22 protein-coding genes, 1 pseudogene and 1 riboswitch are annotated in these 24551 nt (G+C 39.7%); of the genes and pseudogenes, 10 read left to right on the top strand and 13 right to left on the bottom strand.

What is annotated here, in order from left to right:
- The first annotated feature begins 12 nt into the window (after positions 1 to 12).
- Positions 13 to 2271 (top strand): annotated as a pseudogene (locus tag M0M83_RS11320) (TonB-dependent receptor domain-containing protein).
- A gap of 62 nt (positions 2272 to 2333) precedes the next feature.
- Here M0M83_RS11320 and xseA read toward each other — a convergent pair.
- Entirely contained in the window at positions 2334 to 3701 is a 1368-nt protein-coding gene (gene xseA, locus M0M83_RS11315) for an exodeoxyribonuclease VII large subunit (RefSeq protein WP_248466598.1), read from the bottom strand.
- A gap of 171 nt (positions 3702 to 3872) precedes the next feature.
- Between xseA and guaB the strand changes: the two genes are divergently transcribed.
- On the top strand, positions 3873 to 5339 hold the full coding sequence (gene guaB, locus M0M83_RS11310; protein ID WP_125891118.1) for an IMP dehydrogenase: 1467 nt from the start codon (positions 3873 to 3875) through the stop codon (positions 5337 to 5339).
- 85 nt (positions 5340 to 5424) lie between these two features.
- Complete coding sequence (gene guaA, locus M0M83_RS11305) at positions 5425 to 7002, top strand: glutamine-hydrolyzing GMP synthase (RefSeq protein ID WP_125891117.1); 1578 nt, start codon at positions 5425 to 5427, stop codon at positions 7000 to 7002.
- Between the two features lie 114 nt (positions 7003 to 7116).
- Here guaA and M0M83_RS11300 read toward each other — a convergent pair whose 3' ends face one another.
- Together M0M83_RS11300 and M0M83_RS11295 are read right to left on the bottom strand one after the other, a co-directional pair.
- Entirely contained in the window at positions 7117 to 7599 is a 483-nt protein-coding gene (locus tag M0M83_RS11300; RefSeq protein WP_213912648.1) for a glutathione peroxidase, read from the bottom strand.
- 645 nt (positions 7600 to 8244) lie between these two features.
- Positions 8245 to 9339: a porin gene (locus M0M83_RS11295; RefSeq protein ID WP_213912649.1), complete on the bottom strand. Its 1095-nt coding sequence runs from the start codon at positions 9337 to 9339 to the stop codon at positions 8245 to 8247.
- Positions 9340 to 9715: 376 nt separating this feature from the next.
- Here M0M83_RS11295 and alr point away from each other — a divergent pair, with 376 nt between their 5' ends.
- Complete coding sequence (alr, locus tag M0M83_RS11290; protein ID WP_248466597.1) at positions 9716 to 10945, top strand: alanine racemase; 1230 nt, start codon at positions 9716 to 9718, stop codon at positions 10943 to 10945.
- A gap of 218 nt (positions 10946 to 11163) precedes the next feature.
- Positions 11164 to 11901, top strand: a complete 738-nt coding sequence (locus M0M83_RS11285) for a phosphatase (protein WP_004253839.1) — start codon at positions 11164 to 11166, stop codon at positions 11899 to 11901.
- Between the two features lie 112 nt (positions 11902 to 12013).
- On the opposite strand, the gene M0M83_RS11280 is transcribed toward M0M83_RS11285, so the two are convergent.
- A complete protein-coding gene (locus M0M83_RS11280) occupies positions 12014 to 12484 on the bottom strand; it encodes a GNAT family N-acetyltransferase (protein WP_125892986.1) in 471 nt (156 codons plus the stop codon).
- 363 nt (positions 12485 to 12847) lie between these two features.
- On the opposite strand from M0M83_RS11280, the gene M0M83_RS11275 reads away from it, so the two are divergent.
- Positions 12848 to 13048, top strand: a complete 201-nt coding sequence (locus tag M0M83_RS11275) for an acid-shock protein (RefSeq protein ID WP_125892988.1) — start codon at positions 12848 to 12850, stop codon at positions 13046 to 13048.
- A 108-nt stretch (positions 13049 to 13156) separates the two neighbouring features.
- Positions 13157 to 13981 carry a 23S rRNA (guanine(745)-N(1))-methyltransferase gene (rlmA, locus tag M0M83_RS11270; protein WP_125892990.1) on the top strand — a complete coding sequence of 275 codons (825 nt, stop codon included), beginning with the start codon at positions 13157 to 13159 and terminating at the stop codon, positions 13979 to 13981.
- A gap of 32 nt (positions 13982 to 14013) precedes the next feature.
- Here the strand turns inward: rlmA and mntP are convergent, their stop codons facing one another.
- The 8 genes from mntP to pabB form a co-directional block, all read right to left on the bottom strand.
- Positions 14014 to 14595, bottom strand: coding sequence for a manganese efflux pump MntP (mntP, locus tag M0M83_RS11265; protein WP_125892992.1), 582 nt, complete (start codon positions 14593 to 14595; stop codon positions 14014 to 14016).
- Between the two features lie 46 nt (positions 14596 to 14641).
- A riboswitch (yybP-ykoY riboswitch) is annotated at positions 14642 to 14784 on the bottom strand.
- Between the two features lie 151 nt (positions 14785 to 14935).
- Positions 14936 to 15394, bottom strand: a complete 459-nt coding sequence (locus M0M83_RS11260) for a DUF986 family protein (RefSeq protein WP_125892993.1) — start codon at positions 15392 to 15394, stop codon at positions 14936 to 14938.
- A gap of 89 nt (positions 15395 to 15483) precedes the next feature.
- Complete coding sequence (locus M0M83_RS11255; RefSeq protein ID WP_102138691.1) at positions 15484 to 16335, bottom strand: PTS mannose transporter subunit IID; 852 nt, start codon at positions 16333 to 16335, stop codon at positions 15484 to 15486.
- A 12-nt stretch (positions 16336 to 16347) separates the two neighbouring features.
- Positions 16348 to 17151: a PTS mannose/fructose/sorbose transporter subunit IIC gene (locus tag M0M83_RS11250; protein WP_004253851.1), complete on the bottom strand. Its 804-nt coding sequence runs from the start codon at positions 17149 to 17151 to the stop codon at positions 16348 to 16350.
- A 68-nt stretch (positions 17152 to 17219) separates the two neighbouring features.
- Positions 17220 to 18188 carry a PTS mannose transporter subunit IIAB gene (manX, locus tag M0M83_RS11245; protein WP_248466596.1) on the bottom strand — a complete coding sequence of 323 codons (969 nt, stop codon included), beginning with the start codon at positions 18186 to 18188 and terminating at the stop codon, positions 17220 to 17222.
- A 681-nt stretch (positions 18189 to 18869) separates the two neighbouring features.
- The gene (locus tag M0M83_RS11240; RefSeq protein ID WP_125892995.1) at positions 18870 to 20234 is read right to left on the bottom strand and encodes an L-serine ammonia-lyase; all 1365 of its coding nucleotides are present in this window, start codon (positions 20232 to 20234) and stop codon (positions 18870 to 18872) included.
- Positions 20235 to 20514: 280 nt separating this feature from the next.
- Positions 20515 to 21075: a CoA pyrophosphatase gene (locus tag M0M83_RS11235; protein ID WP_248466595.1), complete on the bottom strand. Its 561-nt coding sequence runs from the start codon at positions 21073 to 21075 to the stop codon at positions 20515 to 20517.
- Positions 21068 to 22438 (bottom strand): aminodeoxychorismate synthase component 1, encoded by a 1371-nt coding sequence (pabB, locus tag M0M83_RS11230; protein WP_248466594.1) that lies wholly within the window; start codon positions 22436 to 22438, stop codon positions 21068 to 21070. The genes M0M83_RS11235 and pabB overlap by 8 nt, the downstream gene beginning before the upstream one ends.
- Before the next feature lie 124 nt (positions 22439 to 22562).
- On the opposite strand from pabB, the gene M0M83_RS11225 reads away from it, so the two are divergent.
- Both M0M83_RS11225 and yebF read left to right on the top strand, forming a co-directional pair.
- Positions 22563 to 22742 (top strand): YoaH family protein, encoded by a 180-nt coding sequence (locus M0M83_RS11225; protein ID WP_213912655.1) that lies wholly within the window; start codon positions 22563 to 22565, stop codon positions 22740 to 22742.
- Between the two features lie 180 nt (positions 22743 to 22922).
- Complete coding sequence (gene yebF, locus M0M83_RS11220; protein WP_213912656.1) at positions 22923 to 23288, top strand: protein YebF; 366 nt, start codon at positions 22923 to 22925, stop codon at positions 23286 to 23288.
- Between the two features lie 76 nt (positions 23289 to 23364).
- On the opposite strand, the gene M0M83_RS11215 is transcribed toward yebF, so the two are convergent.
- The gene (locus M0M83_RS11215; RefSeq protein WP_004253885.1) at positions 23365 to 23595 is read right to left on the bottom strand and encodes a DNA polymerase III subunit theta; all 231 of its coding nucleotides are present in this window, start codon (positions 23593 to 23595) and stop codon (positions 23365 to 23367) included.
- 289 nt (positions 23596 to 23884) lie between these two features.
- On the opposite strand from M0M83_RS11215, the gene ftnA reads away from it, so the two are divergent.
- Complete coding sequence (ftnA, locus tag M0M83_RS11210) at positions 23885 to 24388, top strand: non-heme ferritin (protein ID WP_102138686.1); 504 nt, start codon at positions 23885 to 23887, stop codon at positions 24386 to 24388.
- The last annotated feature ends 163 nt before the right edge of the window (positions 24389 to 24551 follow it).

The following is a 24551-nucleotide window of genomic DNA, read 5'->3' as shown; positions in this document are numbered from 1 at the left end:
AGGAATGGTTTAATGAATAATAAAACAATAATTATGGTTGCTGGTATTATTACGACTAGCTACCAAGGGATTGCTTTGGCTGAAAATACACAGCAGCAAAATAAGCAGAAAGAGGGTGTGGTTAATTTTAGCCAATTAAAAGTTTCGGGTGCGCAGAAACAAACGCCATTAGTCAAAGCATTGGAAAAACCGGGTGCTTATAGCGCGGTTGGTACAGAAAATAAATTGCAGTCGATGGATAAAATAATCCGCACCATGCCTGGGACTTATACGCAAATGGATGCTAGCCAAGGAACGGTTAACGTGAATATTCGCGGGTTAAGTGGTTTTGGTCGCGTGAATATGATGGTTGATGGTATCATGCAAAGTTATTATGGTAATTCCCCAAGTAAGTACACACACGGAATGCAGCCAAGTAATGATTTTGGCTCATTAATAGATCCTAACTTTATAGTGGCTGTGGAAGTAGAGAAAGGGCAACTGAATGGGAGTAACAGCGTAAATGCGTTAGCGGGGAGTGCAAATTTTCGTACTATCGGTATTGATGATGTGATTTTCAACAACAACTTATATGGCCTGCGTAGTAAAGCTAGCTGGGGAGATAATGGCCTCGGTTATAACGGGATGGTTGCGGTTGCGGGGAAGACATTATTACAAGATGATGGCTACTTTGGTGGTTTAATTGCAATTAGCGGTCATAATATTCCTGGTAGTTATAAGAATGGCGATGGGTTTGATAGTGATGAATTTGCCACAGATCCCTCATTCAAACAAAAGCCACAATCTCAATTGGCAAAGTTAAAATATAAACCGAATGACAGCCATGAATTAGAATTCAGTGGTCGTTTCTTGCAAAATAAACTAACCAGCAGAAAGATTAACAGTGATGATTATTATCTTAAATATAAATACACCCCATTAAATGAATTAATTGATGTGGAAATATTGGCAAGCCATGGAAATAATGAGCAAAAACTCCAAGGTGATCCTATTGGTGGTGCATATAGAGATGCCATCTCTAAAAATAAATCCGATAGTATTAATTTATCCAATACAAGCCATTTTTCTTATGGAGATGTGGATTATAAATAGCAAGTTGGCTCGAAATTAATGAAAACCAAATACAGTAAAGTTGCTCAGCCAGTTGAAGATCCAAACACTCAGATCAACAATCCATTTGCGCCAAGTGGAAAACAAGATATCGCGAGCCTATATACTCAATTTGAAGCAAAGTATGATATTTATACAGCGGTATTTGACCTTAATTACCTCAATTATAATGTGAAGGGCTATAAACCTGAGTGTGATGCAACAGAGAAATGTTTTCCTCAAGAAGCCAGTAATCTGAATATTAAAGATAGCGGTATTAACCCGGGTATCTTGTTATCCGCGCAACCTATTCCTGAATTCCAACCCTTTGTTAGCTATGCTCATTCAATGCGAGCGCCAAATTCACAAGAAGCTTTTTTCTCCTCAAATGGTGGTCAGAGCATGAATCCATTTCTTAAAGGTGAAAAATCGAAAACGTGGCAGGTTGGCTTTAATAGCTTAAAACCTGATTTAGTGGTGGAGGGCGACCAATTTAATCTGAAAGCATTGTGGTTTCATACTCAGGTTAAAGATTACATCACAAGTAAGGCTTTCATTCTTTGTCGTTCCAATCCACAGGATGAATTTGATTGGTGTTTAGTCAATGATGATGTATGGGATAAAGAGAATCCAACCATGTCTCAGCGAGCAGAAATGTATGTGAATGACCACCGAAATGTGAATCTGCGAGGGTATGAATTGCAAGCCAACTATGATGCAGGAGTATTTTACTCAATGATTTCCTATACCAAAGAGTCAGGGAAACAACCGGTTTCTATTAATAGTACCTCTGCATTTAGTGCTGGAGACTTTACGCAATTACCCGACTATTACCTAACATTAGACTCAGGTGTGCGTTTGCTGGATGAAAAGCTGACACTGGGTTCAACGATAACGTGGACAGGGCCGTCTAAGCGGATTAGCCCAATTCTTGATGCCGACCAAAATGGTGATGCAATGACGGAAAAATATGAAAAACAGCCTACTATTGTTGATGTCTATGCAGATTATGAAATCAATAAAAACGTTAAGTTGATGATGACCATTAACAATGTGACAAATAAAAACTATACCGATGCATTAAATCGTGCAAATTCGGGTGCAATTATGGAAGAACGAGGACGAAATAACGAAACGGGTAGAGGGCGTACCTATATGATAGGTGGACAGGTGCGTTTCTAATCAACATATAAATTTAACACCACTTATCTCGTTATTTTTATCGAGATAAGTGGATAAAATAATTATTTCGATACTCTTTTGGCTTTAACCTTCTCAATGTGGGTGACTTGGCTTTCAACCCAGCCATCATTAAGGCGAGTTCTCAGTGGTTGACCAACTTTCACTTGGCTGGTTTTTTTCAACACGGTGCCTTTAGCGGTTTCACTTATACTAAACCCGCGAGCTAGGGTCGCTAATGGGCTAACCGCTTCCATTTTCGAACAAGCCACTGCGAAACGTTGGCGGTAACTATTAACCAAACTCGTGACCATATTCTGCAAATGATACTGTGTCTGCTGCAACTGACGCTGCTGTTTTTGCAATTGAGGACGCAAATCATTTTGCAGTAAACGACGATTAACTTTTTCAAATTTAGCCGTTGAACTTTGTAGTTGCCGCGTCATCGACTGCGTCAGCTTTTGCTGCAATAGATTGAGTTGGTTATGTTGCCTCGCCAACCGCAATTGCGGGTGCTGTTGTTGTAGGCGATGATGCAAACGAGCAAATCTTTGTTGTTGACCTGCTATATAGTAATCCATCGCTATTTCAAGGTGTTGCTGCGCTGATTTTAGCTGGCGGAGCATTTCCAATTGATTACGGCTAACAAGCTCAGCGGCCGCCGATGGGGTTGGAGCTCTTACGTCCGCGACATAGTCGGCAATGGTCACATCGGTCTCATGGCCAACAGCGCTAATTATAGGCAGTTGACTAGAAAAAATGGCTCTAGCAACGATTTCTTCATTAAATGCCCATAAATCTTCAAGTGAGCCGCCACCGCGACCGACGATCAACACATCGCATTCTTGACGTAGGTTTGCTAGCTCAATCATTCGAGCAATTTGTGCTGGCGCCATCTCACCTTGAACGGCCGTTGGGTAGATGATGATAGGCAGGGAAGGGTCACGACGACGCAAAATATTTAAAATGTCATGCAGTGCCGCACCCGTTGCTGAGGTAATGATACCGACAGATTTAGCAGGGCTAGGGAGCGGTTTTTTATGAATAATATCAAATAAGCCTTGTGCGCTTAGCGTTTGTTTTAATAGCTCAAAACGCTGTTGTAGTAAGCCTTCACCAGCTGGCTGCATGCTTTCAAGGATTAATTGATAGTCGCCTCGCGGCTCATATAAGGTGACGGTCGCTCTGACTAACACCTGTTGGCCATTCTGAGGGCGGAAAGTGACTCGCGCATTTTGCCCACGGAACATGGCTGCACGAACCTGAGCCCGATCATCTTTTAAGGTGAGATACCAATGACCTGAACTTGGCTGCGAAAAATTAGAAATTTCTGCGGTTAGCCAAATACGACCCATTTGGTTATCAAGAAGTTCTCGAACTGTCTGGTTAAGCTTGCTAACAGAGTAAATTGCGCTATTTTGTGATGTCGACATGTGAGCCAGATCAAATTTTAAAACAATGACTTAATCGATAGATACTAACGCAGCCATAAGAGTTATCAAGTTTTTTTTCAAAAAAACGCTGGAAGCAACCGTTTTCGGTGTGTATAATGCCGCGGCAATATTTTATACCTTTCCATAACGCTGCCTGGTGGGATATTGCCTATGTTACGCATTAAAAAAGAAGCACTAACTTTCGACGACGTTTTACTCGTTCCTGCACACTCAACGGTATTACCAAATACTGCAGACTTATCAACTCAACTGACTGCAAACATCCGCCTGAACATCCCTATGCTTTCTGCAGCCATGGATACTGTCACTGAATCTGATCTTGCTATCGCATTGGCACAAGAAGGTGGCATTGGCTTCATCCATAAAAACATGACTATCGAGCGCCAAGCGGAAGAAGTTCGCCGTGTGAAAAAGCATGAAAGTGGTGTGGTTACTGACCCTGTCACCGTAACGCCAGATACGACCATTCGTGAAGTGCAAGAAATGGCTGAGCGTAATGGGTTCGCGGGTTATCCTGTTGTTGCTAAAGACAACTCGTTAGTCGGTATCATTACAGGCCGTGACGTCCGTTTCGTGACAGATTTAGACCAACCTGTTACTGCTGTGATGACGCCAAAAGAGCGTTTAGTGACCGTCAAAGAAGGTGAAGCACGTGAAATTGTTTTACAAAAAATGCATGAAAAACGTGTTGAAAAAGCCTTAGTGATCGATGATAACTTTCATTTGTTAGGGATGATCACCGTAAAAGATTTCCAAAAAGCAGAACGTAAACCAAACGCGTGTAAAGACGAGCAAGGCCGTTTACGTGTTGGTGCTGCGGTTGGTGCTGGTGCAGGAAATGAAGAGCGTGTTGATGCACTGGTGGCCGCTGGCGTTGATGTTTTATTAATTGACTCATCACATGGCCATTCAGAAGGCGTATTACAACGTATTCGTGAAACCCGCCAAAAATACCCTGAATTACAAATCATAGGCGGTAACGTTGCAACAGCTGAAGGGGCTAAAGCCTTAGCAGATGCAGGTGTTAGCGCAGTTAAAGTGGGTATTGGTCCGGGTTCTATTTGTACCACTCGTATCGTAACAGGTGTAGGTGTACCGCAAATCACAGCGATTGCAGAAGCGGCAGAAGCACTTGAAGGTACGGGTATTCCTGTTATTGCGGATGGTGGTATTCGTTTCTCAGGCGACATCTCTAAAGCTATCGCAGCAGGCGCAGCCTGTGTGATGGTCGGCTCAATGTTCGCAGGAACAGAAGAGTCTCCTGGAGAAACTATTTTATTCCAAGGCCGTACTTACAAAGCATATCGTGGTATGGGCTCACTTGGTGCGATGTCTAAAGGTTCGTCAGACCGCTACTTCCAATCGGATAATGCGGCAGATAAATTAGTGCCAGAAGGGATTGAAGGCCGTGTCGCGTATAAAGGCCGTTTAAAAGAAATCATTCATCAACAAATGGGTGGTTTACGTTCCTGTATGGGGCTGACAGGTTGTGGTACTATTGATGCATTAAGGACAAAAGCAGAGTTTGTTCGTATCAGTGGAGCCGGTATCCAAGAAAGCCACGTCCATGATGTTACTATCACGAAAGAATCTCCAAACTATCGTTTGGGGCAATAATCGATAAAATTTCTCAGGGTGGCGCATTCGTTCGATTGCGTCACCGATTCTTATTTTTGACTTGAATTTTTGGAATTCTCCTCAAATGACAACAAATATCCATAAACATCGCATTCTTATTCTTGATTTCGGCTCGCAATATACACAGCTGATCGCCCGTCGTATCCGTGAAATTGGCGTTTACTGTGAACTCTGGGCGTGGGACGTTACAGAAGAACAAATTCGAGAATTTAATCCAAACGGTATCATTCTTTCTGGTGGGCCAGAAAGTACGACTGAATCAGATAGTCCACGTGCTCCTGATTACGTATTTAATGCGGGCGTTCCTGTATTAGGTATTTGTTATGGCATGCAAACCATGTCAATGCAACTGGGTGGTGCAGTTGAAGTTTCTGGTGAACGTGAGTTCGGTTATGCTAATGTTGAAATCACCGAGCAATGTGAATTATTCCGTGATATTCATGACTCTCTGAACGAAGCGGGTAAACCAGTACTAGATGTCTGGATGAGCCATGGCGATAAAGTGACTGCAATTCCAGCAGACTTTAAAACCATTGCCAGTACACCAAGCTGCCCATATGCCATCATGGCAAATGAAGAGAAAAAATTCTACGGTGTGCAATTCCACCCAGAAGTCACTCACACTCACCAAGGCTTAAATATTTTAACGCGTTTCGTTAAAGATATTTGTCGCTGTGAAGCCCTATGGACACCAGCTGCAATCATCGAAGACACAGTCGCCCGTTTAAAAGAACAAATTGGTGATGACCATGTACTGCTCGCATTATCGGGCGGTGTTGATTCATCAGTTACCGCACTGTTATTAAACCGCGCAATTGGTAAACGTTTAACCTGTGTATTCGTTGATAACGGTTTATTACGTTTAAATGAAGCAGACCAAGTGATGGAAATGTTCGCGGGTAAATTTGACCTGAACATCATCCATGCAAAAGCCGAAGATCGCTTCTTAAATGCATTAGCTGGGATCAGCGATCCAGAAGCTAAACGCAAAAAAATTGGTCACGTCTTTATCGAAGTATTTGATGAAGAGTCATCTAAGCTGCCTAATATCAAATGGTTGGCTCAAGGAACAATTTACCCAGATGTTATCGAATCAGCAGCATCCGCAACCGGTAAAGCACACGTTATCAAGTCTCACCATAACGTAGGTGGTCTGCCGGATGACATGAAGCTTGGTTTAGTTGAGCCATTAAAAGAGCTGTTTAAAGATGAAGTCCGTAAGATTGGTCTAGAACTAGGTCTGCCGTATGACATGTTATATCGCCACCCATTCCCAGGCCCAGGCTTAGGGGTTCGCGTATTAGGCGAGGTGAAGAAAGAGTACTGTGACTTATTACGTCGCGCAGACGCTATCTTTATCGAAGAACTGCACAAAGCGGATTTATATCATAAAGTTAGCCAAGCATTTACCGTATTCTTACCTGTTCGCTCTGTTGGCGTCATGGGCGATGGCCGTAAATATGACTGGGTTGTTTCACTGCGTGCAGTAGAAACCATCGACTTTATGACCGCGCATTGGGCTCATTTACCTTATGACTTCCTCGGCCGCGTTTCAAACCGCATCATTAATGAGGTCGAAGGCATTTCTAGGGTTGTATATGATATCAGCGGCAAACCGCCTGCGACTATTGAGTGGGAATAATCCCCCAATAAGAACTCGCTGGCACTGACTAGCAAAATAACTATCTAAGTCCATGTAAAAATGGGCTTTTTTGTTTTAGTCGTATTCGATTTAATTGAGTAAATTAGCGAACACCTAAATTTTAAGTGCCGAAAGGATTGTTGCTTCCATTTTTTCAGGAGTAGTGAATGGCGCGAAGCGTTTGAGCGGTTTACCATCACGCCCGATCAAGAATTTAGTAAAGTTCCACTTGATCCGCCCACCCATTAGACCTGGTAGCTCGTTTTTCAGGTAACGGAATATTGGGTGAGCTGAGCTTCCATTAACGTCGACTTTTTCGAACATTGGAAAGCTCACGCCGTAATTAATAAAGCAGGTCTGCGCGATTTCCTCAGCGCCACCGGGTTCTTGTTTGCCAAACTGATTACAGGGGAAACCCAGTACCACAAAGCCCTGAGGAGCATATTTCTTGTAGAGTGATTCTAAGCCGTTGTATTGTGGTGTAAAACCACAATGACTGGCGGTATTAACGACGAGAACCACCTTATCAGCGTAGTCTTTCATAGAGATAAGTTGCCCGCCGAGACTTGTCGCTGCTAATTGATGAAAGGGGGCCATAGTAGGATCCTTAGAATAGAGCTAATCGACATAAGCCAATATAGCCGCTGATTGTGTGGTAGGTCTGAAATCTTGAGCCAGTTATATTGGCAAATTCTAAAGGTAAAAACAACATACTGGCTGTTCTCCCATGGATTGAAATATTAGCCCTTTGTTTTAATCCCGCTATAAACATTCGCTGGCTAAATAATGATATCAGCCCGTGTCAAAGTGGAGGGAGCTTATGGCATCAACAGCCTCTCATGTTCCTTTGCAACCAACTCAGTCCCATCTTTTGGGCAGTGAAATGCGGCAAAACAGCCATGCTAATACCCGCTTGGATCGCGCTAAATTGTACTGACATCGTACTAGTAGTGAGCTTGCAAGCCCTTCAGTTTTTTACTGGTGCCTTTTTTTATTAGTACCAAAGACGTTAGAAAAAATAGATATACCATTATAGGAATTTATTTAGGAAAAGGGGCCTCTATGTATGGGGTTAGATATTTTTGTATCTTGCAACTGTTTTATCGAGGGGAAAGCAACAGAACTTCCCGTTCTTAGGGAATAGGCCATGAAGATGATGAGAGATATTTTTATTGTCAAAGCTCACCCGTAAAAAAGCGCCTGTAATTTACAGACGCTTTTGCTTTTCACTCAATTCTAAAATTAGAACTGATACACTAACCCTAAGCCAAGGACATTATCGGTATTGACTTTGTAGTGGTCGGTAAAATCATTATCATTTAATAAATTGATTTTATAGTCGATGACAGCACTTAGATTTTTATTGAAATCATATGCAGATCCGACAGCGATATAATTTACTAGTTCTTTATCACCAAAGCTGCCCAAGTTTTTACCTTTGGAATAGTTATAGCCAATTGATGGGGTTAAACCGAAGTCAAAAGAATATAAGGCAACCACTTCAAGGTTCTGAGTTTTATTTGCTACTGACTCCATATTATCATTACCAAAACGGCTCATATTAAGCGTTTGGCCATACATGACTGCGAGATACAGGTCTTCGTATTCAAATTTTCCCCCGACGTTCCAAGCTTCAGCGCGTTTACCAGTCGCACTGCTAGTTGTGGCATCTTTTTGTTTTGGTGTACGGGAAGATGAGGAGTAACCACCGCCAAGGGAAATACCATAACCTAATTCATAAGCTGTAGATAAACCAAAACCATCTCCGTTATCGGTTAATTCATCACCGGATGATAGGTTTTGTTCGCCATTTTTACCTTGATATTGTAGTGCAAAGCTTAAACCATCAATGTAACCAAAGGTATTATTATTGCGATAAGTGAGTAAATTGCGGTTACGGCTTAGCATGTAGTTATCTTCTTGATCCATCGTATCCGCTCCCCAGAGAGGTAATACGTCTGTCCAAGCATTGGTATCATAGATAACACCATAATTGCGGCCATAATCAAGAGAGCCGTAATCTGCAAATTTTAAGCCTGCATAAGCTAAACGATTGCTATTTTCTTCAGTTGATTCTGATTGGTTAGTTTTAGTTTCCCATTCAAAACGCCCAAAGCCAATGAGTTGGTCGGTGATTTGTGTGTCACCTTTTAGCCCCAATCTGACACGTGAGTCATCACCATCTTCGCCACTACGGCTTTTAGCAATATGATGGCGAACATCGATTTGCCCATACACATCAAGCTTATTACCATCTTTATTGTACATTTCAGCGGAGTTAGCAACATTAGTAGTAAGTAGTGTTGGAATAATGAGTGCGAGTAATTTGTACTTCATAATATAGCCTTATGGATTGAGTGATATTTAGCAATCGGTCCTAATTGATAGTTATTATCATTTAAGCATTTCAATTAACCAAATAAAAAATGTAACAAAATTAAATATTAGTGAAACAATATGGATAACTTATTAAATAATAAAAATAATTTTATTTGTGGTGATTTCAACCAAATGTTTTATTTTTAGAAAATTAAAATCAATGTGATGCAAGAGCTATGTTTATATCTAAGTGATTTTTTATGCAGAAAATATGAATCATTACTTGTTTGAAATGCTAAGGTTGGTATTATTTGAAACCGATACATATTTTGTCTATATAACTCAGAAACATCAAAATATTTTGGTGATAATCATTAGATATAAGGAAGAACACGTGGCTTTTCGTTTGAAATATTTGGCATTACTTCCCTTATTTGTTGCTGCGACAGCATGTCAGCAACCAAACCATATCACAGCACCAGTAGAGAACTATGCGACACAAAGCCAACCTGCAGTGGTTAATAACGCATGGATTGAAATATCTCGCGGGGCATTGGATTTTAATATCAAAAAAGTACAAAACTTATTAGGAAATAAATCGTCTTTATGTGCTGTTCTGAAAGGGGATGCATATGGGCATGACCTTTCTTTAGTTACACCAATAATGATTGAAAATAACGTGCAATGTATTGGTGTGACAAATAACCAAGAGCTGAAAACGGTGAGAGACTTAGGCTTCAAAGGTCGCTTAATGCGAGTGAGAAGTGCGACAGAGCAAGAAATGGCGCAAGCAACACAATATGAGACGGAAGAGTTAATCGGTAATTTAGCTATGGCGCAGCGCTTGAATGCGATTGCGAAAAAGCAAAATAAAGTGATCCCTATCCATCTTGCGTTAAATTCAGCAGGTATGTCGCGTAACGGTTTAGAGGTGAGTACACTTGCGGGTCTTAATGAAGCCAAGCTGATTTCACAATTACCGCAGTTAAAAATTGTTGGCATTATGTCCCATTACCCAGAAGAGGACGAAGCGCAAATCCGTAAAGACCTTGCGAAATTCCAAAAAGAGTCTCAACAAGTATTGGATGTGACAGGGTTAAAACGTGAAGACATTACATTACATGTGGCGAATACTTATGCAACCATTACAGTACCAGAATCATGGCTGGATATGGTACGTGTAGGCGGTATTTTCTATGGTGATACCGTTGCGACTAATGATTATAAGCGTGTGATGACGCTGAAATCGAATATTGCCTCGGTAAATCATTATCCAAAAGGCAATACGGTCGGTTATGACAGAACCTATACCTTAAAGCGTGACTCAGTATTAGCCAATATCCCTGTCGGTTATGCAGATGGTTATCGCCGCGTATTTAGCAATGCGGGACATGCATTGATTAATGGTCAGACAGTTCCTGTTCTAGGAAAAACATCAATGAATACGGTTATGGTTGATGTTACTGATTTAAAAAATGTTAGCCCAGGAGATGAAGTTGTATTTTTTGGTAAACAAGGTAATGCTGAAATTACTGCCGAAGAAGTTGAAGATATCAGCGGGGCGTTATTTACCGAGATGTCGATCTTGTGGGGAGCGACCAATAAACGTATCTTAGTTGACTAAACTGATTTTTAGTTCAGTGTATTTTAACCCGTAATGAATGCGGGTTTTTTTATCCTAAAAGCCTCTTCGGATTTTATCCAAGATATCGCAATATGTTGATAAAATGCTGTTTAGGTGAATGGCTATCGAAACTTATAAGCTGATATGTTAGCTTGGTAGAGTCTTTTTTGAGCGGATTGACTCGGAAGGAAAATAAAAGAATTAGAAGGATATCATTTATGTATCAAGTTGATTTACATGCGCATACCATTGCCAGCACCCATGCATATAGCACTGTTAATGAATATTTTGCTGAAGCCGCAAGTCGAGGTGTGAAACTCTTTGCGATTACCGACCACGGCCCTGAAATGCAAGATGCTCCACATGAATGGCACTTTGGTAATATGCCTATCTTACCGAGAATTGTTGATGGCGTTGGCTTATTGTACGGTATTGAAGCGAATATAAAAAACAAGTTGGGTGAGACAGACTGCAATGAAAAGATTGCTCGCCATTTAGATATTATTTTAGCGGGGTTCCATGAACCCGTTCTTGAGCCTCAAAGTTTAGCTGATAATACAGAGGCCATGATTGCCACGATCCGCAGCGGCAAAGTGCAAATAATTACCCACCCGGGGAATCCCAAATATCCCATTGATATTAAAGCGGTAGCACAAGCTGCGAAAGATTGTAATGTGGCTTTGGAAATGAATAACTCTTCATTCTTGCATTCAAGAGCGGGTAGCCAAAAGAATTGTTTAGAAATTGCTAAGGCTGTTAAAGAGACCGGCGGGTGGGTAGCATTAGGTTCAGACTCCCATTTTGCGGGGTATCTCGGCCGTTTTGATCGCGTGGTTGAAATGTTGGAATCAATTGATTTTCCGCAATCACAAATTTTAAATGTTACTCCACGTCGTGTATTGGATTTTTTAGAGTCCCATGGACGTAAGCCTATCCCTGAATTTGCTGATTTTTAACTGTTATATAAAACGGTAGTCACAGGTACTGTTGATCACAAATATAGTCCGTCTTGAATAGAATAAAGCCACTAAATAGGTTAGTGGCTTTTAACTCCAGCTATACTGAAAGTTATAATTCAATTTCCATTTGAACACAATTTAACTCGACTTGCGCAAGAGAAGAGTAGTAACTACCATGTTTAATCGAAGTAAATCCATGTTTCTGATAAAAACGTTCCGCATTCGGGGATGAATCTAATACCAATTTTTTAATATTTCGCTTTTTGGCTTCAGCTTTAATAGCATCTAATATTAAGCCCGCAGCTCCGCAGCCAGTGTACTGTGGTAAAGTAAATATGGCATCAACACTGTTAGCCTCTAGATTAAGATAGCCAGTTGCAACGGGTTTATCATCTTCATTTGTCACAACAAAGAATGGGTTATTCTTCACAATATATATATAACTTACTGGCATTTCATCAGGTGTCCAAGCGCTGATCGTTTTTGCATCAAAACTGGTTGTGCAGCCATGGCGAATGGCTTGGTTGCGTATAAACCAAAGGTATTCAGCTTCATTGGGTGTGGCTAATCTCAATTTCATTATTCCATCCTAATTTACTTTTATCTTCTATAAAACTAAAAATTAAATTAAAAGGCAAGGCCAAGTATAAAATTCTTATTGGAAAATTAGTTATCAAATAATTTGATTTAACTTGATAAATAGTGATAATAAAACTGAATGTTGCCATATGACTGTTTTTATTGAATTATAATTTTTTTAAAATAAAAAATCTAATATTGAAAAGTAAATATAATATCAACGAACTGAAAATATATCTCCACTAAGATAACCTATGAAAAATATATAAATCTTTAAATTTGTCCTATTGTGGATAATAAATAAAGTATGATTTATTAGCATGGCAAGAACATCCTTGCTTGTAAATATAATAAGGTACATTAAATGAAAAAGTTATTAGCAATTGCAACCGTATTGTCTTTAGCTGTTTCTGGTGCTGCATTAGCAAACACAACGGTAAAATCTGAACCTGTATCTCCGGTCGCACAGTCACATCAAATAACCAAATCTCATCAAGTTAAAATAAACAGTGAGAAAAAGGCGAATAAAGGAAAATCTGCACAGGTAAGCAAATCTACGAAATAACTCAAGGAATTTTATTTAACGTCACAGTGCCATGGAAAAATAATTTCATGGCGCTGCATCAATGTTGGTATGGTATACTGATTATTATTTATTTAGTCAGTGACCCCTATGAATTATCAATGCCCACTTTGTTTTACACCGCTAAATTTTATCAATAACAGCTATCGCTGTGTAGAAAACCACCAATTCGATTGTGCAAAAGAGGGCTACGTTAATTTGTTGCCCGTGCAACATAAACGGTCTAAAGACCCCGGTGATAATGCTGAAATGATGCAAGCGCGTAGGCAATTTCTTGATGCGGGCCATTACCATCCAATGCGTGAAAAGGTAGCCGAAAAACTCATTCAGTTTATTCCATCATCTCATCCTAGTTTGTTAGATATTGGTTGTGGGGAAGGGTATTACACAGACTATTTCTCTCGAGAACTTGCAAAACATTTTGAAAAATATTCGGTTTTAGGCCTAGATGTTTCGAAAGTAGCAATTCGTTATGCAGCGAAACGCTATAAATCCGTTCGTTTTTGCGTCGGTACAAGTCATCGCTTGCCATTCTCAAATAACAGCTTGGGTGGAGTTGTCCGAATTTACGCACCCTGCAAAGCACAAGAATTAAGCCGTATATTAGTTTCTAAAGGCGTGTTAATTACCGTTACGCCAGCAGCGGAACATCTGCAAGAATTAAAAGCGTTAATTTACGATGAGGTAAAGTTACATCCAACTAAAGAGGAAGATTTACCCAATCTTTCGCTAATAGATAGCTGCCGATTAAATTATAAAATGGCACTGACAGGGTATGAAGCTTATGAATTGTTGATGATGACACCATTTGCTTGGCGCGCATCAGAGCAGGTCAAAGAGAATTTGCAACAAGCTGAAGTGAAAGAGTATACGGCTGATTTTTTAATTCGTGTTTATCAATCTGATGCAGAGTAAGGTTATTGCCCCCATATAAGGGGGCACAAAAACTAATGGGCGTACATAAATAACTCAAGATGCTCAAATAAAATATTAAAACCAATACCTATTAGTACCAACCCACCAATAATTTCTGCTTTTTTTCCGAGTAATGGGCCAACATAGCGGCCAATCATCATACCGATAGTTGCCATAATCATCGTCATTAAGCCGATAGTCATTGCAGTATGAACAATATCCACTTGTAAGAAAGCTAAACCGAGACCAATAGCCATTGCATCAAGGCTGGTGGCTATCGCGGAAAAAATAAGGTTTGTTGAACTATGACTAGAGGGTTTAGAACAACATTCTTCATCTTTTGTTTTAATGCTCTGCCAGATCATTCTAGCACCTAAAACAAATAATAAAGCAAATGCAATCCAGTGATCCCAGCGGATAACATATTGGCTAGCTAAGATCCCGATCCCCCAACCAATAATGGGTGTAATGGCTTCAATAAAACCAAAAATAAAACCTGTACGGAGGATTTCTCTAAAGCGGGGTTTATGAAGTACGGCACCTTTGCAAATAGCAACAGCGAAGGCATCCATTGACAGGGCAAGGGCTAAGATAAGGGTAGCATAGAAACTCATAATAGAACCTCGGTTGGGTGATTCCATATACACATAAATTACCCCCAACCAAAAGGCTTATTTATGTGTCTATGGTCTTGCCAACCGAACTTTGGTGTCCGCACCACGTTTGAAACCAAACGAGTATGTTGATACGGACTTTCTGGTAATATATCAAACCAGAACAGGCTACTCCCCAATGACGTGGAAAGAAAGATACCATAATTTATATTAAAGGCAACACTTAATTAATTGTGGATATTAGATCTTATTGAGAATTATTATCAATAAGGTTATTAAAAAAAACAAGGTTAATTAAATTTATAATTAACCTTGTTTTTAATGCCAATATAAAAACTATTTACTTATGATTAATGAGGAATTCATAAATTTGTTGCAAATCATCAAGATGCGATACTTGAATGTTAATTTTCTTTTTTTCTAAACCTATTATTAATACACCGTCTTCGGATAAATTCATTGTTTTTATTCTGTCATACAAAATAAATGCATTAGCAAAATAAAAACCAGTTTGTTTGAAGAATAGCTTAGGTGTTCTTATAAATGCCAAATAGATTGACATAAAAATAGTAATCAATAATAAGTAAGTGGTTAATGAATTACCATGGCGTACAATATTTGTATAAATAACGATACAAATTAGAACAATAAAAATAATAGCATCAGCTCGATGTTTTCGTTTTAGATTAATTTTTAATAAGGTTTTACCCTTTAGCAAATGCTGAATGAATTCATCATAAATTGCATAAACAAGCATGATCAAAATGATTATAACAAGAATGGCATCATTGAAGGTCATTTGTGAGCCCTTGGATAAGTAGACATAATGCAGAGCTTAAAATTAAAAAAGGGAGGCTGCAACCTCCCAATTCAAATAATGATGAAAAATTATGGCGCTAAGAAGTTCAGCCAAGCACCTAGGATACCCAAGCCAAAGAAGCCGATAATAATCCACAACGCGTTAACTTTACGACGTAACAACCACATACAGGCGAAAGTCAGCAATAGAGGCACTAATCCTGGCATGAGTTGATCAAGGATCATTTGAACGGTGGTAATATCTTCAGTACCCGTTGTAGGGTTTTTGATCCGTGACACTTCCAGTGGAATATTGACATGTGTCCATTTGTTTACCAAGGCCCCCATAACAAATAAACCAAGGATTGATGCTCCTTCGGTTAGCTTTTGTAGGAAACCACCACCAATGTCTTGAACAATATCAATCCCTTTTTTGTAGCCATATGACACACCATAGTAAAGGGTTAATAAACGTACAAGGTTAAACAAAACAAAGAACAGGAGAGGGCCAAGTAAGCTACCTGTCATTGCGATACCTGCACCGAGAGCCGCAAATACAGGGCGAACCGTTCCCCAGAAAATTGGGTCACCCACACCAGCTAATGGCCCCATTAGACCGACTTTGATACCATTTATTGCACCGTCATCAATGTCAGCACCATTGGCACGCTGCTCTTCCATTGCCATTGTGACACCCAGAACAGGCGCTGCAACATACGGGTGAGTATTGAAGAATTCAAGATGGCGCTTAATGGCTTGTTTTCTATCATCATTATTTTCAGGATAAAGACGACGAATAACGGGAACCATTGAATAGCAGAAGCCTAGGGCTTGCATACGTTCAAAGTTCCAAGAACCTTGCAATAGGTTAGACCGTAAGAATACGCCGCGAATATCGCTTTGTGTAAGCTTTTTAGCCGTTGGCTTAGTGATATCTACCATTATACGTTCCTCCTAGTCTAGCTCATTATCAAGGTTGTTATTGCTACTATTTCCTTGGGTAACAACAGTTTGCGATTTATTGTATTTTGGACTGAGTTGGATATATAAAATAGCCATAACAGTACCGATAACCCCAAGAGCAACCAGGTTGAAGTCAGTAAATGCCGCGGTAACAAAGCCTAAGTAGAAAAATGGCATTAAGTATCCTGCACGCATCATATTGATAACCATCGCATAACCGACAACAACAATCATACCACCAGCAATATTCAGGCCGTCAGTAACAACTTGTGGGATAGAATCCAACATTTGTTGTACTTCTGATGTACCAACAGAAATGGCGACAATTAAGGCAGGTATTGCGATACGCATCGCTTGCAGTAATAAAGCTGAAATATGGATAAAGCCAATAGCAGTTAGGTTGCCATTTAGGGCGGCTTTATCAGCAGCATGTTGGAATGCAACTGTCACAGTACGAACAATAATGGTTAATACCTGTCCTGCAGCTGCGAGTGGGATAGCAATGGCAATACCTGCACCAATACTTTGACCGCCGGCAATGACGAGGATAGTTGAAATAATAGAGGCTAAAGCGGCATCTGGTGCAACGGCAGCACCGATATTCATCCACCCCAGTGCGATCATTTCTAATGTACCGCCGATGATGATACCTGTTTTCATATCTCCCAGAACGATACCTATAAGCGTACAAGCAATGAGAGGACGGTGAAATTGGAATTCATCAAGGATTGATCCCATCCCCGCGATACAAGCGACGATGAAGACCATTACTATTTGAACAACGGTAAGTTCCATTGTTTAATCTCCTGTAACCAAAAGTTTTAAAATCTGTTTTGAGTAATGGATTAAAATTAATATAAAAATTATTTTTTGAGTTTATTGATCAAGTCCATCATATAAACTTTGCTATCTGATGAGACCTTCCTAACTTCAAGTTCAATTTTTTTGTCGTTCAAATAATTAAATGCATCAATGTCTTCTTGGTTGATAGAAACAGCATTTGTGACCATGGTTTTGCCATCATGGTATGCCATTCCACCAATATTAACGGACTTGACGTCAACACCTTCTTCGACGATACGTTTAACATCAGTTGGATTGGTGAAAAGCAACATAACGCGCTCACCAGCGTATTTCGGGTTATTGTAAACGCGAATACATTTAGCCACATCAACAACATGCGCAGTGACACCCGGTGGTGCGACTTGTTTTAACAACGTAGAGCGAACTTGGTCTTTTGCTACGTCATCACTGACCACAATAATGCGTTTAACTTGGGTTTCTTTCGTCCAGCGTGTTGCAACTTGTCCGTGAATTAATCTGTCATCAATACGAGCAAGTGCGATCACCATATGTTCACCGGGGCCGGCTTTCACTGGTGCAGGGGTGGGGGTGTTTGATGTGACAGGAGCCGGTTCTACTTCTGCTACAGCTTCTTTGAATTTAAATGAACGAACACCACCGCGACCCGTTTCGAGTGCAACAGAGATAAGTTCATTCATTGATGGGTCATCATCACGGCACATGAAGGTTTCAACTAACATTGGAACATTTACACCAGTGATAATGTCATAATTATCATGCTCATTAACAATACGACTAGCCGCGTTAAATGGACTGCCTCCCCATGTATCAACAAGGAATAAGACACCCTTTGATGTATCTAAATCAGTTAGCTTTTGGGTGTACTTATCAAATAGGGTGTCTGCGTTTTCCCCAGGGATAAAGTCAATAAACGACACATTATCTTGCTCGCCTATTAACATTTCGGTTGTTCGAAGAAGCTGCTCTGCAGCGACTCCGTGTGTACCAATCATAATAGCTATACTCACTATTTTTCCCTCATAGATAGATAAAACAAAACATTATCTGTCGATAAAATGGACACTCAAGTCAGGCGCCTTTTTATCAGTTTCCCCTGTATAATAATTTTAGCTGAATAATTACAAACATCTCATAATATTCATGAAGTAGCTCATGGTGTTGTTAGTATCAATTACATTATTAGCATATCATCTTGTATTATCCTAAAAACTTGTTTCGCGTCAGAAAAATAAGAATATACCTAAAAATTGATATTGAATTGCATTTTACTGCTATTTATTTTGATTCAATAAAATTAATAATCTGAGTATTTTGTTTTTGTTGGCTTATTGCTGTGTTATCGGTAACAAAAAAAGCAAATAAAATAGTACGATATTGATTTTTAGAGTAAAAAATAATCAGTTTTCAGTGGCGATTAGAAATCTCTTATTCAGCTCAAAACAATCTTTAGCACAAAATAGTATTAATTTCGTTTTGATGTAACTTGTTGAATATAAGAAAACTGAGTTAATTCAATGGAAAAATTAGGGGTAATTGATTAGGTGAATTGGAGCATTTAGGAAGAGAAAGGTGACTAAAAATAACAAAAAACTTTTTAATACATATTAAAAAAGCACCCTTAAAATACTGTTTAAAACGATAACAGAATAGAAAAGGGTGCTTAAGACTTAAATTAATTGAGAATAAAATTAGTCACATTGTACTTTGATGGCTAACCCGCCTCGGGATGTCTCACGATATTTCGCATTCATGTCTTTCCCAGTTTCGTACATAGTTTCAATGACTTTATCGAGAGAAACACGAGGTTCGCTTGTTCTGCGCAGTGCCATACGTGTGGCATTCACCGCTTTAACGGATGCAATGGCATTACGCTCAATACACGGAACTTGCACTTGGCCTGCGACAGGGTCACAAGTTAAACCTAAATTGTGTTCCATACCGATTTCTGCAGCAATACACACTTGCTCAGGGCTGCCACCAAATAATTCGGCCAGACCCGCTGCGGCCATAGAACATGCCACACCGACTTCACCTTGACAGCCTACTTCAGCACCTGAAATGGACGCATTCATTTTGTATAATATACCAATAGCGCCTGAAGCTAAGAAATAACGCATATATAACTCTGGCGTTACAGGTTCAATGCAATGATTATAATAAGCTAATACCGCAGGTACGATGCCGCAGGCACCATTAGTTGGGGCAGTTACGACACGGCCGCCAGCTGCATTTTCCTCATTCACGGCTAAGGCATACATATTGATCAGATCAACCACATTCATCGGGTCATTAGATAACTTGCTTGATGAAGTGACCATTCGATTAAGTGCCGGCGCACGACGGGGAACACGCAATGGGCCAGGTAAAACACCTTCGGTATTTAAACCACGCTCAATACAGGCCTGCATCGTCTGCCATACATCAGCGAAATAGGCTTCAATCTCTTCTTTAGTGTGAAGATCTAACTCATTTTTCATCATTAAGCTAGAAATAGAGAGGCCTGATTTTTTACAATTGAGTAATAGCTCTTCCGCGGAATTAAACGGATAAGAAACTGGTTTGCTATCAAGAGTAGATTCACCAAAATGCTCGGCATCTACAATAAAACCACCACCAATGGAATAATAAGTTTTGGTGTAAATTTCATCATTACCTGCAAAAGCATGAATTGTCATGCCATTTTCATGCAATGGCAGGTTGTCTTGACGAAAATTCATGCCACCTTCATTGGGGAAGTCAACGACCTGAAGACCATTTGCTAATGATAACTTTTCTGTTTCTTCTACATTTTTGATAAAAGTTGGGATGGATTCAATGTCGACAGTGGCAGGTAAATTACCTGCTAGCCCCATAATAATGGCGATATCAGTATGGTGCCCTTTTCCAGTAAGCGATAATGACCCATAAACATCCACAGAAATACGAGTGACGTTAGGTAATAAATTTTTGCTTACTAAATCATCGACAAATTCTTTCCCAGCTTTCATTGGACCAACGGTATGAGAGCTTGAAGGGCCTATGCCCACTTTAAACATGTCGAAAACGCTTATCACGCAGGACTCCTTAAAAAAAATATGAAAATGTAGTGCATTATTTTAAAAGGCGCTACTTTACTGTTATTTAGTAGTGTTAACCAGTAAGTTTAAAGTATTTTTTGAAATAAGGTAGTTGCTGAAGGGTAATTGATTGTAAATAGCACAAAATGTCTGTGATATGGCTAAAAAAGCAACAGGTAGTAGAGGTATATTTTGTCATATATGACGTCATATCTTGTTATCTTAAATAGATTTTACTGCGATACTGGCATCGTATGGTGAAAAGTTGTGTTAAGCGTTAATCCAATTGCAAAGCAAGTTGGTGAATAATAGAGGCGGTTAGTCCCCACACTAAATGGCCATTATACCAATAAAAAAAGATGCGATTATGTCGCCCTGAACGCTTAATATCGACATACTCATGACGCTGTAATGAAAGCGCATCAAATAAGGGAACTTCAAAGATAGCAGCGACTTCACTCGGGTTGGCTTGGTATTGAATGTTATTTGGCACCAAGCCAACGATTGGCGTAACTTCATAGCCACCGTAACTTTGTAAAGGGCTTAATTGGCCCAGTACCGTGACTTTTTCTGGGGGGATAGCCACTTCTTCATAAGCTTCACGCAAGGCGGTATTCACGAGCGTACCATCTTCTGGGTCACTTGCGCCACCTGGAAAGGCGACTTGGCCTGCATGGGAGCGTAAAAATGGAGAGCGTTGCGTGAGAAGTAGCGTCGGATTTGGTTTATTAATAATAGGTAAAAGAACAGCCGCCGATTTACCCGCCTTGCGTTCAGATTGGCGGGTGGCCGGTAAAGTAAACTGAAAACGACTGATAAAGTTATTCAGTTCAGTCATCGGTATTGAGCGCTCCTAATAGCGGTAAGATCAGGCTTAATTTATCAAAAGTTTCTTGGTACTCTTTGTCTGCTTGGCTATCTGCAACGATACCGCCGCCAGCCCAACAATAAACCTGCTTTTTATACGTCAGTAAAGTACGAATAGTGATATTGCTATCCATATTACCACTGAAACTAATATAGCCGATTGCGCCACAATAGCCATGCCGGCGATGGGGTTCTAACTCTTCAATAATTTCCATTGCGCGAATTTTAGGGGCTCCGGTTATTGAACCGCCTGGAAAGCACGCACGTAATAAATCAGTTGCACGGTATGGGGTATCGAGTTTTGCCGTGATGGTACTGACTAAGTGATGCACTGCAGGAAACGCTTCAACAGCGAATAATTCAGGAACACTGACAGTGCCAGGTTTTGCAACGCGGCCAATATCATTACGTAGTAGGTCGACAATCATCAAGTTTTCTGCGCGGTCTTTGACTGAGTTCGCCAGTTTTTCTGCTTGTGCAAGGTCATCTTGTTCATTATCTAGGCGAGGTAGCGTCCCTTTTATTGGACGAGTTTGGATATTCCCATCTTGTAAACTGATAAAACGCTCAGGCGAAATACTGATAACTGCGTTTTCGGGGAGACGTATAAATGAAGAGAAAGGGGCGCCGTTACGTTCAAGTAGCGCTAAAAATGCATTCCATTCATCTCCCTTATATTTAGCTTTGAATCTTTGCGCTAAGTTGATTTGATAACAATCACCATTATGTAAATACTCATGGATACGGGCAATATTATGATGATATGCCTCTTCTGACATATTAGATTGCCATGCTGAGGTTAATTGAAACTTGTTTTTACGGGGCCTTTTTTGGGTTTGCAGCCAAGCCAGTCGGGCATCAACATCATCATAACTAATTAATGTAGTTGTTTTATTATGGTGATCAACAATGAGTGCCCACAAGTAGATCCCAATAGCCATATCTGGAAATTGCAATTCTGTTGTTGCAATTTCAGGTAATTTTTCAATGCGTCGACCTAAATCGTAACTCCAAAGACCGAGGGCACCGCCGTTGAAGGGACATTCAGTCTCTTCCTGATGTTTCGGTTGGTATTTATCAAGCAATCCTTGAAGAAGTTCAAAAGGATCTGATTCAGAAACGATAGGAGCCTGATTTGGCTCTGAGATGGTTGTTTCAAACTGATTAGTCGTCAGCGTTGCAATGGGGTCAGCAACAATAATGTCATACCGATTATGGGGGTGTTTTGCATTACCTGAATGCAGTAACATCGCCCATGGCAGGTGTGCCAGTGGGGTAAAATAATCAATGGCTGTGCTTGGGCTATAAGGTAATTGGATTTTTTTGATAACCATAATGATGAGTCTAAATTTCCGCAAGTGAATCAATACAGATTAACATATATTCTTATCTTAATAGACGAAGAGATGTTAAAATCTTAATCATTGATTTTAGTCTTTTATACATGAGGTTTAAACCATGTTTTCTGGTATGCCAGCACTTAATCACCAAGAACAGCAAGAAGCAGTTGAAAAAATTCATCAATTGATGGCGGAAGGGATGAGTAGTGGTGAGGCTATTGCATTAGTCGCTCAAGAAATTAGAGAAAAGCACCAAGATAAAGAGCAGATCCATGTTCGTTTTGATGATGAAAATTAATAATTTGTAAACATACTATTAACATCCATGCATAAATCTGATAAATTAATATTAGTTAAGTCATTCTATTTATCAATGAAGACTAGATAATAACCAGAAGATAACGGGTATCTGATAGGCTGAAATAAGCCGCTAAACTAATCAAAAGTCTTTACCTATTAATAGGTATCGGAGGATGGTATGGAAGCGAAACAAAAAATTGCTGTGGTTTTAGGTGCTTGTACGCTGGTTTTTAGCTCTTTTGCGTTAAGCGCAAATAGTGAAGAAGGTAAAGCTGCACCTTTCGTCAGTTGTGGCACGTTAACTGAGCCTCAAATTGCAGCACAAGTGAAAAGCGATTTTATGAATAATCGTTTACCTCGCTGGACAGATGAAAAAGCGGCTTTAGGCAAGAAAGCGGTTGCATGGGTCAATGATAGCGAAGTCACTAAAACCGAAACAGGTTATAGGGTCCCGCTAGTTGTTCGTGGTGCAAAATCTGACTTACATTATTCAGTTGCGGTAGACTGCCAAAATAATACTGTGACATATAATACGTCGAAATAAATTTTTTGATCTTGATAATCAAGGGGTAACCATTCAGGTTATCCCTTTTTTGCATCATTTTTGTGTGTTTGTGGGGCTAGCGATTTCGCGGCTCATAGGGCATACGTGCAAAATTCTGTGATAGTTGGCGGTAGTATACTAGTCGCTCCCTGAAGTATTCCCTTAAGTGTTCAGGTTGTTCTCGCTCAACAGCTTCAGCAATGATGGCAATGTTATAGCGTTCTTTAAATGCAACACCGGAAGCCAAAAGGTCGACATTGACCTTATCCATTTCATCTTTAGGCAATAAAGCAAGATTATGACTCATATTTGATCTCTACGGTTAAATTCATCCCTTATTATTGTAACTGGATAATGAGAAAAAATCTCAATACATTAATTGGAATAATGAAATATAAGGATTAAATTTATCTTTTTATATATTTAGTTATTAAGAAAAACAAGAAAAGATAATGAGATTGATTATTATTGTTTTTAACAAAAGTTATTAATTATCAGTAAATTGTGTTTTTTTGTTTTAAGATTGTTTTAGGGTTTTAATTATTGTAATACTGTGCATAATATACACATCAATGATTAACCGATAAGGCATAAATATGTTAACTACAGACATGGTCAAAAAATTAAACGAACAATTAAACCTTGAATTTTACTCAGCAAACCTTTATTTGCAAATGAGTGCTTGGTGTAGTGACAAAGGCTATGAAGGCGCTGCGGCGTTCTTAAAAGCACACTCGCAAGAAGAAATGGAACATATGCAGCGTTTATTTGATTATCTTAGTGACACAGGTGCACTGCCACTGTTAGGGCAAATTGCTGCGCCACCCGTTGATTTCAAATCAATTAGCGATGTCTTCAACCAAACTTACGAACATGAGCAATTAATCACCCGTGAAATTAATAAATTGGCTCATTTAGCAATGACGACACAAGATTATTCTACATTTAACTTCTTACAATGGTATGTTGCAGAGCAACATGAAGAAGAAAAATTATTTAAATCAGTACTGGATAAACTGGATATGGTGGGTGAGTCTGGTAAGGCACTCTTCTTGTTAGATAAAGACTTGAAAAACCTGTCAGCGGCAACGCATGTTTAATCTAAACACCGCAGATAAATAGAAACATCGTTTTTATTTCAACTTGATATATAAGCTCCCTAGACTTATGGACACGAATACGGTAATTCAATGTTCATAAGTCTTTTTCTTTTCATTTTGTGTGAAAACTCACAGGATAGGGCGATAAAACCCATTTTTAAGC

Source organism: Providencia rettgeri (genome assembly GCF_023205015.1).
Taxonomy (GTDB): Bacteria; Pseudomonadota; Gammaproteobacteria; order Enterobacterales; family Enterobacteriaceae; genus Providencia; species Providencia rettgeri_E.
This window is presented reverse-complemented; position numbering and strand designations above follow the sequence as displayed.

Excerpts from the sequence above, each read along its gene's own strand:
- xseA (WP_248466598.1), bottom strand. The coding sequence starts at position 3,701 with ATGTCGACATCACAAAATAGCGCAATTTACTCTGTTAGCAAGCTTAAC.
- guaB (WP_125891118.1), top strand. The coding sequence starts at position 3,873 with ATGTTACGCATTAAAAAAGAAGCACTAACTTTCGACGACGTTTTACTC.
- guaA (WP_125891117.1), top strand. The coding sequence starts at position 5,425 with ATGACAACAAATATCCATAAACATCGCATTCTTATTCTTGATTTCGGC.
- M0M83_RS11300 (WP_213912648.1), bottom strand. The coding sequence starts at position 7,599 with ATGGCCCCCTTTCATCAATTAGCAGCGACAAGTCTCGGCGGGCAACTT.
- M0M83_RS11295 (WP_213912649.1), bottom strand. The coding sequence starts at position 9,339 with ATGAAGTACAAATTACTCGCACTCATTATTCCAACACTACTTACTACT.
- M0M83_RS11285 (WP_004253839.1), top strand. The coding sequence starts at position 11,164 with ATGTATCAAGTTGATTTACATGCGCATACCATTGCCAGCACCCATGCA.
- M0M83_RS11280 (WP_125892986.1), bottom strand. The coding sequence starts at position 12,484 with ATGAAATTGAGATTAGCCACACCCAATGAAGCTGAATACCTTTGGTTT.
- M0M83_RS11275 (WP_125892988.1), top strand. The coding sequence starts at position 12,848 with ATGAAAAAGTTATTAGCAATTGCAACCGTATTGTCTTTAGCTGTTTCT.
- rlmA (WP_125892990.1), top strand. The coding sequence starts at position 13,157 with ATGAATTATCAATGCCCACTTTGTTTTACACCGCTAAATTTTATCAAT.
- mntP (WP_125892992.1), bottom strand. The coding sequence starts at position 14,595 with ATGAGTTTCTATGCTACCCTTATCTTAGCCCTTGCCCTGTCAATGGAT.
- M0M83_RS11260 (WP_125892993.1), bottom strand. The coding sequence starts at position 15,394 with ATGACCTTCAATGATGCCATTCTTGTTATAATCATTTTGATCATGCTT.
- M0M83_RS11255 (WP_102138691.1), bottom strand. The coding sequence starts at position 16,335 with ATGGTAGATATCACTAAGCCAACGGCTAAAAAGCTTACACAAAGCGAT.
- M0M83_RS11250 (WP_004253851.1), bottom strand. The coding sequence starts at position 17,151 with ATGGAACTTACCGTTGTTCAAATAGTAATGGTCTTCATCGTCGCTTGT.
- M0M83_RS11235 (WP_248466595.1), bottom strand. The coding sequence starts at position 21,075 with ATGACTGAACTGAATAACTTTATCAGTCGTTTTCAGTTTACTTTACCG.
- pabB (WP_248466594.1), bottom strand. The coding sequence starts at position 22,438 with ATGGTTATCAAAAAAATCCAATTACCTTATAGCCCAAGCACAGCCATT.
- M0M83_RS11225 (WP_213912655.1), top strand. The coding sequence starts at position 22,563 with ATGTTTTCTGGTATGCCAGCACTTAATCACCAAGAACAGCAAGAAGCA.
- yebF (WP_213912656.1), top strand. The coding sequence starts at position 22,923 with ATGGAAGCGAAACAAAAAATTGCTGTGGTTTTAGGTGCTTGTACGCTG.
- M0M83_RS11215 (WP_004253885.1), bottom strand. The coding sequence starts at position 23,595 with ATGAGTCATAATCTTGCTTTATTGCCTAAAGATGAAATGGATAAGGTC.
- ftnA (WP_102138686.1), top strand. The coding sequence starts at position 23,885 with ATGTTAACTACAGACATGGTCAAAAAATTAAACGAACAATTAAACCTT.